Below are 12,393 nucleotides of genomic sequence, written 5' to 3'. Positions count from 1 at the left end.
TTGATTCGATAACGGGGCCGTAATCAATCCGGAAACTGCTTTTTTCGGATTGCGCGAGACCGCCAAGAGCTTGAAGAACATCGGCGCATCCGGTTCCTTTGCGTGCGACGATGGAGACGACGGGAACGCCCAGCTCCTTGTTGCAATAAAGCTGCGTCCACCGTGATATTTCGGCTGCGCGCCACATCGACCATATTCAAGCCGATCAGCATAGGACGCCCGCATTCCGGCAGTTGGATGGTGAGATACAGATTACGTTCCAACTGCGAAGCATCGACAATGTTGAGAAGAGAGGCAGGAGATTCTTCCATTAAAAAGCGTGCGGCAACACCTTCGTCTTCGGTCAACGGCAGAAGCGAATATAATCCCGGCAAGTCGACAATCCGTCCGCCGCGTCCGCGTAATACACCGACTTTTTTCTCGACCGTGACTCCCGACCTGTTGCCTACCGTTTCGCAAGAACGGGTCAACATATTGAATAAAGAAGTTTTTCCGGTATTCGGATTGCCGAGCAGCACGCTACCCTCCGTTATGCCAAGATCCCGTAATTGACGGCGCAGCAATGGACTTGCGCGATGCAGCGCATGAAGTTTGACAGTATCGCCCGGCTTCATATGACCCAGTACGAGCTGATGATAATCCGATCCATGTTTGAGCAACATAAAAATCCTCCAATATCGGTCAATCTTCGGTGAGAATGAATATCAATTATCTTTTTTTGTAATGTATCACCGACCTTTAATAACAGCCGTGATAATTGTCATAAAAACGCAGGATTTCCGCTTTACTTTATGCGGTGGCTTAAGTATGATGAAAAAGCAAAAAAATGGCCGTTCATTATTTTTTTCATAAATGTACCGGTCCAAAAGCGTACGGGTAATACAGGTTCCGAAACAGGAGCCTTTTTTCTTGCTTGTTCAAAGAAATTTGTCTGATTTTGACGAAGCTTAGCAGGAGTTAGCAAGACGGCGTGGAATTTAAACAATGAAGGTGAGACTGATCGTATACTATGACATCCCTTGCAGGACGGAAGTGAATTTATGAATACAACTTCGGCATCGCGCCAACTGACCCTCTACACCCTTTCCGTCTTTGTTCTTATTCTTGCGTGTGAAGCAGTCGAATACTTCTTCTATGCCGCTGGAGCAGAGAGCCGCTGGGCTTCTGCTTTATTGCTGTTAACGGCTTGTTTTTCGGTGACTGCATGTTTAACGGTGTACTTCCACGCAACGCCGTTATTTGACCGTCGTATCGGCAGCTACAGCAAGCGAATGGTTAAGTTGATGGGAGCCGCAGGCTCAATTGAGCTTTTGTATCTGTTGACGAGTTTATATCATTTTACGAATGAGCCGGTAACGGGCCGAGTCGGCAGTGAATGGTTGCTGTCGCTGTCGGCTTTCGTTTACGCGTTCGGACTGCTTCTGCTTTTTGCTTTGCCTGAGCGTCCGGGCCGCGTTCCGAGCCGAGCTTTATATTTCGGACTGCCTTTGTCGACGGCGGCATTGGCCGGGCTGTTATTCTTCGTGCGCACAGAGCTTCAGCCTGCGGGCGTTGCGGGGCTGGAACTGACGCTGATGATTCTGGCATTAGGCGTTGCTGTGCTCGCGGCGATCACGTTGTTCCTGCGCTATCGTCAAACACGGAGCAAAGCCCCCTGGATTGCGGTGCAGTCCCTCGGAATCGTCGTTGTCGCCCAGATTCTGCTGCTTCAGGCAGGCAATTCGTCGGGGCTTCCTTTATTAATGGCTTCGGGGCTGCATGCTCTGGCTTATGCGATTCTGGTGAGCCAGGGGTTGCGTTTAGCGATTGCCGAGCCGCTGCGAGAGCGCCGCGAAGCGGAGGAACGGATTGAATTTTTGGCCTACAATGACGATCTGACCGGACTTCCGAACCGTCGCAGCCTGCATGCAAGGTTGAATCTGCGTTTTGATGAGGCTTATTCCGGCAAGACGGCTCTGATGGTACTCAACATCAATCGTTTTAAAACGATCAATGATTCGCTCGGTTACGAAGCAGGCGACCGTTTGCTCGGAATCGTATCGGAGATGCTGCAAAATCACGTGGAAGGGCCCGAAGAGGTTTTCCGCACGGGCGGCGATGAATTTGCGGTCGTTTTGCCCGAGAGCGGCGGCGATGAGGCGATGAAGCGCGCGCACGCACTTTTGATCGAATTCGAGAGGCCCGTTAATGTCGGAGGCATGGAGCACTATGTAGCGCTATCCGCCGGGATCGCCGTTTATCCGGAAGACGGTCATGCTGCGGACGGCTTGCTTCAAAGCGCGGATGCAGCCGTGCATTTAGCCAAGGAACAAGGGTCTGAAGTCAAACGTTTCTCCAAAGGCATGACGACCATTGCCCGGGAGAAGTTGATTTTGGAAAGCGATCTGCGTAAAGGCTTGGAGCGCGGAGAGTTCTTTCTGGAATATCAGCCTAAAATGTCTGTCGAGCATGGAAACATTTTGGGGATGGAGGCGCTTGTGCGTTGGAATCACCCGGTGCGCGGACCTGTTTCTCCCGGCGAGTTTATTCCTTTGGCGGAGGAGAGCGGCCTGATCGTACCGCTCGGCGAATGGGTTCTCTATGAAGCTTTCCGTCAAAATAAAGAATGGCAGGATAAAGGATATGATCCGCTTTGCATGTCGGTCAACCTCTCGATTCGCCAATTCCGTCAGCCGAGGCTTGCGGAACAGATCGGTCGAATGCTCGAGGAGGTCGGTCTTGATCCGCAATATGTGGAGCTGGAGATTACGGAAAGCATGACGGTCGATAAAGACGCGGCTTTCGAGCAGCTAAAACGCTTCAAACAGCTTGGGCTGCATATTAGCATCGACGACTTCGGGACAGGCTACAGTTCGCTGCATTATTTGAAAAACATGCCGATCGACCGACTGAAGATCGATCGCTCCTTCGTGAGCGAAGTCATGAGCGGACAAAGCGATGCGGCGATCGTTTCGACGATTACGTCGATGGCGCATCACCTGAAGTTGAAAGTGACGGCTGAAGGCGTGGAGAACGAGGAGCAGCTCGAGTTCTTGCGGAGTCAGCATTGTCATGAGGCGCAGGGGTTTTTGTTCAGCCGTCCGGTGCCGGCGGGTCGATTCGAGAGGATGTTTTTGCAGAAGTTGGGGTGACGCTAGCTAGGGGAGGCGCTGCGGGGAAAATTCGTTCAAGACGCTGTCTCACCCGGAAAAGATGATTGAAATTTTAGCAGAATTTTTCCGGGTTCAAAGGCGTCTTTCACTGAATTTTCCCCTCCGCTTGGGTAGCTGTTGGGAAGACACATCTTCAAAATAGTAGGGATAAGGGTAAAGAGCTAAGATGATGCGATAAAAGGCAAAAGTGTTTCGCCAATCATCGGCGAAGCACTTTTTTAAAATAATGCTTGCAATGCGTCTTGGTACATGGTATATTATTTCTTGTCCCCAAGAGGACAACGCAAGAAAAAAGTTATACATCATGTCGGGACGTAGCTCAGCTTGGTAGAGCACCTGCTTTGGGAGCAGGGGGTCGCATGTTCAAATCGTGTCGTCCCGACCATTCATTTTTACTTACATACGCGGGTGTAGTTCAATGGTAGAACTCCAGCCTTCCAAGCTGGTAGCGTGGGTTCGATTCCCATCACCCGCTTCACGAAAAGAAGTCCTCACTGGGCTTCTTTTTTCGTTATGTTATGCATTACAGAGTTGCTCCGCTCATCAATAAGGCTTATCCCAAAGCTTATGAATATATATGAAAAAGAACCTTCATTCCGACCATTTTGGCGGAATGAAGGTTCTTTTCGTTTCCGGATTAAGCAGATTGCGAAGCGGAGACTTGCACACCAAGCACGCTTTGCTCCCCAGCCGTTACTGCACCTTCAACCTGCGGCTGTACGTCCAGCACGGCGTCGATACCGTCGGGTACCAGGATCGGCGTGATAGAAGACAGTCCTGCTGCTTGAATGACGTTCAGGTCGAACTCCAGCAGCAGTTGGCCTTCGCTTACGCGATCGCCGCTTTTGACATGGGTCGTAAAGCCTTCGCCTTTCAGCGAAACGGTGTTGATGCCGACATGGATCAGAAGTTGGGCGCCGTTATCGTGTTCGAGGATGACGGCATGTTTGCTTTTGTCCATGACGTGAGCGACGGTACAATCGAAAGGAGCGAAGACTCGGCCTTCGGACGGTTCGATGGCGATTCCGCTTCCCATATGGCCTCCCGAGAAAGCCGGGTCAGGCACTTCCGACAGCGGAAGCGCGCGTCCGGTCACAGGTGCTTTGACGTGCAGCATGACGGGCTGAGTATCCGTAGCTTTTACTTCTTCTATGTTTGATCCTGCTCTGTTCGCCGCAGCCGCCGAATCGGTTGCGGACGATACCGCTGCACTGTTCGACGCTTTTGCGGCAGAAGCGGAAGGAACAACGGGTTCATTTTTCGACACAGAGCTTTCGTTTCCGTCTACCGCCAGAACCTGCTCGTCTTTATAACCGAACAGCCAAGTCAGTGCAAAGGCAACGGCCGCGCCGACCAGGTTGCAAAGAATATACAGCGGCAGTTGGTTGTTCAGGTACAGCAGCGAACCCGGGATAACCGTGACCGCCATGCCCGTACCTGCCAAGTGCAGGAACGAAGCCAGGAAACCGCCTGCCGCGCCGCCGATCAGACCCATCACGAACGTCTTCATGTAACGCAGGTTGACGCCGAAGATCGCAGGTTCCGTGATGCCGAGGAACGCCGAGAAGGAAGAAGGCAGCGCCAGCGCTTTGAGCTTGGCGTTTTTCGTTTTGAGGCCGACGGCGAGGCAGGCAGCGCCTTGAGCCGCCATCGCGCAGGTAATGATCGCGTTGAACGGGTTGGAGCCGGTTTGTTCAAGCAGTTGAATCTCCAGGAAGTTGAAAATGTGATGCACGCCGGTAACGACGACGATCTGATGGAAGAAACCGATCAGCAGGCCCGCGATGCCGAATGGCAGATCGAGCAGGAACGTGGTCCCGTGCAGCACGACGTTTTCCAGCGAGTGGAACACCGGTCCGATCGCGAACAGTCCAAGCGTGATCATGACGAGCAGGGTGATAAACGGAGTCAGGATCAGATCCAGCGCTTCCGGTACCCGTTTACGCAAAAACTTCTCGAACTTCGCGCCCAATAGGCCGACGAAGAAGGCGGGCAGCACCGACCCCTGATAGCCGACGACGGGGATAAACCCGAACATCGTCAACGCTTCCGCGCTGCCGTCAGCGACCGCATACGCATTCGGCAGAGCCGGGTTGACCAGCATCAAGCCCAGCACGATCCCGAGTACGGGACTGCCGCCGAATACGCGGAATGCCGACCAGGCGACGAGCGCGGGCAGGAACGCGAATGCCGTATCGGTCAGAACCTGGGTGAAGAGCAGGAAGTTGGGCGGAATGCTGTCCGGCGTCGCGCCGAACCAAGAGAGCACAAGCTCCTGGGTAAGCAGGCCGCGCAGACCCATGAACAAGCCGGTGGCGACAAGCACGGGAATGATCGGAACGAATACGTCGCCGAACGTGCGAATCGCGCGCTGGAACGCATTGCCCTGCTTTTTGCCTTCGCTTTTGATTTCTTCTTTGGACGTGCTTTCGATCCCGAGCTTCTCCACTTCTTCGAAGATCCGGTTTACCGTGCCGGTGCCGAAGATGATTTGATATTGGCCGGAGTTGAAAAATGCGCCTTTGACCTTGTCCGTATTTTCGATACGGGCTTGATCGACTTTATTCTGGTCCCGCACCATAATGCGCAGGCGCGTCGCGCAATGCGCGAACGAAGCGATGTTTTCTTTGCCGCCGATCGCTTCGACGACTTCGAGGGCGATATCGCGATTTTCAGACATGATTGTCATTCCTTTCCGGATAGGGGGTTATACGTGTTGAGACTGCATAAGTGCTTCGACGGCGGATTTTTCCGGCAGTGCGGAGATCGCGCCTTTGTTCGTTGTCGTCAGCGCGCCGCTGGCGTTAGCAAAACGGAGGATCTCCGTATGATGCTCGTCGAGCAGGGAAGCCAGGTTCGACGGTACGGCTTCTTTTTGAAGCAGATGGAACAGTAACCCGCCTACAAAAGCATCGCCTGCGCCGGTCGTATCCTGAGCATCGACTTGGAAGCCCGGAGCCGTGTAGCTGCCGTTAGCTGTATACAGCTCGGCTCCATGCGCGCCGCGAGTATAAACAACGGCCTGCACATCGCCTCGGAACAACGAAAGGATTGCCGTTTCTTCGTCTTGAATACCGGTGATGAACGAAAGTTCTTCGTCCGATATTTTGACCAGATGCGCTGTCGGCAAAAATTCCAGGATGGCACGTCTGCAATCTTCGGCATCGTTCCACAGCGGCAGCCTCACATTCGGATCGAAGCTGACCAGACCGCCTGTCTCCTTGACCGCGCGAATGGCTTTGCGATGCGCTTGCTTCATCGGGCTGTCGACCAGATCGACCGAACCGAAATGCAGGATGTCTCCGGCCTGGAAAGCTTCCGCGTCAATCTCCGTTTCCGACAACAGCAGATCGGCGGAAGGCTTACGGTAAAAAGAAAAATCGCGTTCGCCGTTGTCTTTGAGCGAAACGAACGCCAGCCCCGTATTCGCTTCGTCGGTGCGCTTCACATGCGTCGTGTCCACGCCGGCATTTTGCAGCTCTTCCAGCAGAAAATCGCCGAAAGCATCGCGTCCCAGTTTGGTCAAAATGGATGCGCGCGCGCCGTACTTGGCTGCGGCCGCCGCGACATTAGCCGGTGCGCCGCCAGGAGCGCGTTCGAACGAACTCACGTCTTTAAGCGCGCAGCCTTTTTGCAAAGGGATAAAATCGATCAATACTTCGCCGATCGCATACAGCCGATTCATGGTTTCACCTTCCCGTGTTCCAAAATGCCGGTCGGCAATCCGCGCGGAATCGAGCCCTCGCGAAGCGACCAGTACGAACCTTTAAATGCTGCTGTGCCGCCGTTCGCGAAAAGCGAAATCCCGGTGCTCGCGGAGTCGGGGAACAAGCGGGCGGTAAACGTCTCTTCGCCGTCGTTCACGAACACTTCCACGGACGACGTATCGACGAACAAGCGGAATTCGATCGTTCGGCTTCCATGTCGGTCGCCCAGCTTACAGCTTCGAGCCGTGCCGTAATCCGGACCCGGCAAAGCGCCGGACTGCGAACGATCCAGCGTGACTCGGCCGCTTGAAGCTTCATAGCTCAGCACGGTACGTTCGTTTTCCCCGGTGCGGAATTGAATGCCGAACGTGCCGTGCTTCGAATCGGACGCGGAAGGAGAGATCGCCACTTGAAGCTCGTAAGCCGTGCCTTCGACTCCTGCAAAGCTGCGGCTTTCCTCGTTCAACTCGGCGGAAAATTCGATCTCCCGATCACGTAAGCCGATCAATCCCGCTGCCGGACGCTGGATCAGCTTGCCGTTTCGCAGGGACAACTCTCTGGGCAGCGTCAGGCAATGCGCCCAGCCTTTGTCGTCCGTCGGATACTCCAGATCGGGCAGTCCCATCCAGCCGACCAAAATACGCTGCCCGTCCGGACCTTTCGTCGTCTGCGGGGCATAAAAGTCGAAACCGCGATCCAGCTCGACAAATTCGCCGTGTTCAAAATTTCGTCCGTTCGACTCCAGCGGCTTGCCCAGCATATAGCCCGACTGATAAATATTGCGGAATCGTTCGCCGTCCGGCTGTATCCCTTGCGGACAAAACAGAAGCACGCCTTGATCGCCGAGTTCGAAATAATCCGGGCACTCCCACATATAGCCGAACGAAGAGAGCGACGTCTGCAGCTCGCCTTCGAACGTCCAATCCAGCAGATCGTTCGAACGGTAAAGCACGGCCGTCCCGGTCAGATCGTCGCGCTGCGCGCCGATTACGCACCGATACCCTTCGCCGTCCCGCCATACTTTTGGATCGCGGAAATGCTCCGTGTACCCCGGCGGCACGCTTCCGATTACCGGCTGCTCCAGCTTTGTCCCCATGCTGTTACCGTCCGTAATCGCCAGACACTGATACGGATGCCGAACCCAATTCTCGTCCCGCACATTGCCCGTATACATCAGATGCAGCTTCCCGTCCTTTTCAATGGCGCTGCCCGAATAGGCACCATGCGAATCGTATGGTCCACCCGGCTCAAGTCCGATTCCCGCATCCGTCCAATTTGCCAGATCCGAAGACGTCACGTGATACCAGTACTTCATCCCATGATCCGTTCCCAACGGAAACCATTGATAAAACAGATGATATTTCCCGCCGTAAAAAGCAAATCCGTTCGGATCGTTAAGCAATCCCATATGCGGCTGAATATGATAGCTTTGCCGCCATTCGCAGCTCTCTGCCCGTGCAGCTAGCTTTTCCAGTTCCCCGGGCTCGGCCTGCTCCAACAGCCGATACTTTTGTTCTTTTGTCATTTTCATAGATGCACACATTCCTCCATATCCTTGAACGGAACCGGTTCCGTTTTAACTTGAAATAAACAAACTCTTGTTCTTTTCCGAAGCGATTAGACGGAGGGAGAGGTTCAGTGTAGGAGCGATAGCATTCGCCTTTGAAATCGAAAAAAAACAATACGCGTTTCAATCCGCTTTTCTCGATTTCAACACGCGACCGAAACAAACCTCTTCCGCAACCTCTAAGCTTCAGCCTAACGAACAGGACTTTAAAGGAACCGGTTCCAAAAATGAGTAAAAATAATCCTTCTGCGTGGGGCAGACTTCCCGGCTCCGAAAGATCAGCGTGTTCCGCTTTTTTCGGAACCGGTTCCGTTTGCATTATACAGAAGGATTGTTCAAATTGTCAACGCTTTCTCGGATCAGCATTTCCACGTCCATCACGGTCAGCCGTTCCACTTCTTCGCCGGCGGTCAGCTTCAGCATATGACGCGCCGCAAGCTTGCCGGCTTCGAAATACGGAAAATGAACCGTCGTCAGCTCCGGGTGAATGATCGACGTCACCTCGTACCCGCCGAAGCCCGTAACCGATAACTCCGAAGGGATCGACAACCCTCGCACATGCGCCGTTTTCACCACGCCCAGCGCGATATTATCGGTTGCGCACACGATTAGCGTCGGGGAGCATTCATCCAAAATCCGTTCCGCCGCAAGGCGCGCATCCGCTATCTTGAAGCTGCTCTCATAATAAAAAACTTTGCAATCCGTGCATTCCAGCAGCGCCTGTTTAAATCCTTCTTTTCGCCGCCGACCGACCGCTTCGTCTTCTTCCGTAACGCCGAGATAGGCGATGCGCCGATGTCCTTTTTCCAAAACATAACGTCCCATGAGCAATCCGGCTTGGTAATCGTCATACACCAGGCTATGCAGCGCTTCGTTTCCTTGACCGACCAACAGAACAGGAATTCCCGCCGCTTCGGCAGCCCGCAGATGCTCGTCCGTCACCTGGGCCGGCATCAGAATGATTCCCGCGACTTTTTGCCTTGCCAGATCATGCATGGCTTCGATCTCCCGCTCGCGTTCCTGTCCGGCGTTATACACGAGCATTTGACCTCCGGCTGCGCGCAGCTCCTCGTCGATCCCGGTCATCGTTTGCGCGGCGGCGAACGAGTCGAGCCGGGGAACGATCGTGCCGATCAGATTGGTACGCTTGGCTTTCAGGCTCTGGGCGAACGTATTGGGCACATAGCCGGCTTCCCGGGTGATGCGCTCCAGCTTTTGCTTCGTTTTGACGCTGACCGAGCCGCCGTTCAAATAACGCGATACCGTGCTTTTGGCGACGCCCGCCATCTGCGCGATATCCGATATGGTCGTATTCATGTCCGCTCATTCCTTTCGCTTTCGCTATGCCGATTTTACCATGTTCACAGAACTTTTGCAGATATGGGGTATCGGGAAGTCCGTTTGGCGCCGATAACATAAAAGAAGGGCTTTTTACCGGGGGAGAAGCATAGGTGAATAAGCCCCATCGGAGCAACGGGGAGTGGGACGGATATGGAAGACCGCATGCACGGAAAACGGGGAAACGGAATCGGTTTGGCTTTGATCGCAGGAGTCGGTTTATTGACGTATCTGGCATTTTTGGGCGGCGTGCTGTTTCTGGCGGGGACCGGGCTGCACGCTGTTTGGGGCTACATGTTCGGATGATTTGGAGAAAAAAGGTTGCGGCAGCGCGAAAGCTTGGTTATAATGGCGTTGTTCAATTGATTTCACCGATTCATCCATTCTGTAGAATTTGAGAGGTAACCACTATACGATGAAGTTTACGACGAATGTCCTCATCTAACTCAGCATTTTCGCGTTTTTCGGCTTGTCCAAAAAAGCGATACGACACAGGCGGACGGCAATTTGTTCGGCTGCGGCATGAGTGCGAGAGGAATACGTCTGTCTTCCATCGGGAGCTGGCTGCCTTTTTTGCGTACCCAATACCTTACTTCTAGTGTTGACAAGGTACTACGCTTAAGCTCCGATCGAAACGTACGTTTCTTTTCTGTGATTCACTCGAAGTCCGCAGCGGCGTTTGCCGCCCTGCGGACTTTTTTTGAACCCGGAGAGGATGAAGAATTTATGCGTACATGGATGATCGCAAGAGATATCGAGAAAGAATGGGACGGACGTTTGCTGTTTGAACAGATAAATTTGGAAGTGACGGAAGGCGAGCGACTGGCGCTGTTCGGGCGTAACGGATGCGGCAAAACGACGCTGCTGCGCATTCTGGCCGGCATGGACGAAGCGACGGGCGGAACCGTGGAGCGGATCTTGCCGATCGAAGAGTGGGGCATGATGAAGCAGCACGAAGAGGTCTCGGCAGAGACGACGGCATTGGAGCGGGCGTATCGGGAAAATGGAAAGTTGTACGAACTGAAAGTCCGGTTGGAGCGCCTGATGCACGATATGAGCGGCTCCGGCGAAGCGGCGGAAGCCGCGCTTGCGGCCTATGGGCCGACGCTGGAACAATACGAGGCGGAAGACGGATTTAATTGGGAAAACGAAGTCGAGAAGCAGCTCCAGCGCATCGGCATGCCGAAGTCGACGTGGGAGCTGCCGTACGCGTCGCTCAGCGGTGGACAGAAAACGAGAGTGCGTCTCGCCGCCTTACTCGCCAAGTCGCCTAAGCTGCTGATTTTGGATGAGCCGACCAATCATTTGGACGAGGAAAGTCTGCATTGGTTGGAGGAACAACTCAAAAGCTACGCGGGCACGCTGCTATTCGTCTCGCATGATCGGCAGTTTATCGACGAAGTGGCGACCGCCGTCTGCGAGCTGAACCCCGACGGAATTACGAAATACCGGGGCGGCTATACCGATTATAAAGGCCACAAAGAGCGCGAGCTAAGAGAACATGAAGCGCTGCACAAAAAGCAGGAACAGCAGCGTAAAGCGCTCGAAGAGTCGATCCGCAATTACCAACAGTGGTTTTTGCAGGCTCACAATTCCGCGACGCATCAGAATGAAGTCAAGATCACGCAAAGCTTTTACAAAGCCAAAGCGAAAAAAAACGTGTCCCGCTATCACGCCAAGCAAAAACAGCTCGAACGTCTGGACGCGGAGAGCGTAGGCAGCGTGCGCAAAGCGCCGCAGTTGAAAATGAATTTAGAAGACGAAGGATTCGAAGCGCGGACGCTGCTGCGATTCGAACACGCGGATTTTGCGTATGAACAGCAGTTGATTTTGAAAAATGTCCATTTTCAGCTCGATCGCGGGGATCGGTTGGCGGTGCGCGGGCCGAACGGGAGCGGCAAAACGACGCTGCTGCGACTGGCGAACGGCAAGCTGTCTCCGACAAGCGGCGAGGTCGTGCTCCATCCGGGCGTGAAGATCGGGTATTTCTCGCAGGAGCTTGAAGGCTTGCCTGTCGATCAGACGCTGCTGGACAGCCTTTTGGAACTGCCGAACATGACGCAGACGGAAGCGCGGACGCTGCTGGGCTGCTTCCTTTTCCCGAAAGAAGACGCGTTTAAAAAGATCGGTGATCTGAGCATGGGCGAGAAGTGCCGAGCGGCATTTATTCGATTGTACTTCGGCGGCGCCAATCTGCTGATTCTTGACGAGCCGAACAACTATCTCGATATCGACACGCGCGAGGTGATGGAGTCGGCGCTGGTGCGGTACGAAGGCGCGCTGCTGCTCGTCTCGCACGACCGGATGCTGGTGCGCAAAGCGGCCAACCGGATCATCGATCTGGACGGAAAAGGCGGCTTTGCGCTTTTCGAAGGGACTCTTGAGGAACAGGAAGAGAACGACAAACTGCGTGCGAAAAATCCGGGCGGACGCGAGGAAAACGAACGGCGGTTGATGCTGGAGCTGAGGTTGGCGGAATTGCTTCGGGGAGAAGCGGAGAACCTGAAGAATATTAACGACAAGAAACAATTCTCGGTAGTTTTTTCAAACGATGAAATTGAAGAAATTCGCAAAGTAAAAAGGGAGTTGGAAGAGAGTTAGTAGAAAAGATTTAAAATTATCATAAATA

8 protein-coding genes and 2 tRNA genes are annotated in these 12,393 nt (G+C 53.7%); 5 read left to right on the top strand and 5 right to left on the bottom strand.

Translation table 11 applies throughout. The annotated features are described in order from the left end of the window. Window positions 1-23: 23 nt before the first annotated feature. Window positions 24-662, bottom strand: a complete 639-nt coding sequence (locus tag HRQ63_RS08655; protein WP_229714285.1) for a FeoB small GTPase domain-containing protein — start codon at window positions 660-662, stop codon at window positions 24-26. A 378-nt stretch (window positions 663-1,040) separates the two neighbouring features. On the opposite strand from HRQ63_RS08655, the gene HRQ63_RS08650 reads away from it, so the two are divergent. The 3 genes from HRQ63_RS08650 to HRQ63_RS08640 all read left to right on the top strand — a co-directional run bounded on the left by HRQ63_RS08650 (window position 1,041) and on the right by HRQ63_RS08640 (window position 3,627). Then, a complete protein-coding gene (locus HRQ63_RS08650) occupies window positions 1,041-3,131 on the top strand; it encodes a putative bifunctional diguanylate cyclase/phosphodiesterase (RefSeq protein WP_172241986.1) in 2,091 nt (696 codons plus the stop codon). 329 nt (window positions 3,132-3,460) lie between these two features. After that, a tRNA-Pro gene (locus tag HRQ63_RS08645) sits at window positions 3,461-3,537 on the top strand. 19 nt (window positions 3,538-3,556) lie between these two features. Next, window positions 3,557-3,627, top strand: a tRNA-Gly gene (locus HRQ63_RS08640). 162 nt (window positions 3,628-3,789) lie between these two features. On the opposite strand, the gene HRQ63_RS08635 is transcribed toward HRQ63_RS08640, so the two are convergent. The 4 genes from HRQ63_RS08635 to HRQ63_RS08620 form a co-directional block, all read right to left on the bottom strand. Continuing rightward, window positions 3,790-5,832 (bottom strand): sucrose-specific PTS transporter subunit IIBC, encoded by a 2,043-nt coding sequence (locus tag HRQ63_RS08635; protein WP_172241983.1) that lies wholly within the window; start codon window positions 5,830-5,832, stop codon window positions 3,790-3,792. A gap of 27 nt (window positions 5,833-5,859) precedes the next feature. Beyond that, window positions 5,860-6,837 carry a carbohydrate kinase family protein gene (locus HRQ63_RS08630; RefSeq protein WP_172241980.1) on the bottom strand — a complete coding sequence of 326 codons (978 nt, stop codon included), beginning with the start codon at window positions 6,835-6,837 and terminating at the stop codon, window positions 5,860-5,862. Beyond that, window positions 6,834-8,390 (bottom strand): glycoside hydrolase family 32 protein, encoded by a 1,557-nt coding sequence (locus HRQ63_RS08625; protein ID WP_172241977.1) that lies wholly within the window; start codon window positions 8,388-8,390, stop codon window positions 6,834-6,836. Before HRQ63_RS08625 ends, HRQ63_RS08630 begins: the two co-directional genes overlap by 4 nt. 354 nt (window positions 8,391-8,744) lie before the next feature. After that, window positions 8,745-9,743 carry a LacI family DNA-binding transcriptional regulator gene (locus tag HRQ63_RS08620; protein ID WP_172241973.1) on the bottom strand — a complete coding sequence of 333 codons (999 nt, stop codon included), beginning with the start codon at window positions 9,741-9,743 and terminating at the stop codon, window positions 8,745-8,747. A gap of 174 nt (window positions 9,744-9,917) precedes the next feature. On the opposite strand from HRQ63_RS08620, the gene HRQ63_RS08615 reads away from it, so the two are divergent. Together HRQ63_RS08615 and abc-f are read left to right on the top strand one after the other, a co-directional pair. After that, the gene (locus HRQ63_RS08615; protein WP_172241970.1) at window positions 9,918-10,070 is read left to right on the top strand and encodes a hypothetical protein; all 153 of its coding nucleotides are present in this window, start codon (window positions 9,918-9,920) and stop codon (window positions 10,068-10,070) included. Between the two features lie 420 nt (window positions 10,071-10,490). Beyond that, on the top strand, window positions 10,491-12,365 hold the full coding sequence (gene abc-f / locus HRQ63_RS08610) for a ribosomal protection-like ABC-F family protein (RefSeq protein ID WP_172241967.1): 1,875 nt from the start codon (window positions 10,491-10,493) through the stop codon (window positions 12,363-12,365). Window positions 12,366-12,393 lie beyond the last annotated feature (28 nt).

Origin of the sequence: Saccharibacillus endophyticus, from assembly GCF_013185185.1 — a bacterium.
Taxonomy (GTDB): Bacteria; Bacillota; Bacilli; order Paenibacillales; family Paenibacillaceae; genus Saccharibacillus; species Saccharibacillus endophyticus.
The sequence above is the reverse complement of the archived record's forward strand: the minus strand, read 5'-3'. Positions and strand labels throughout refer to the sequence as shown.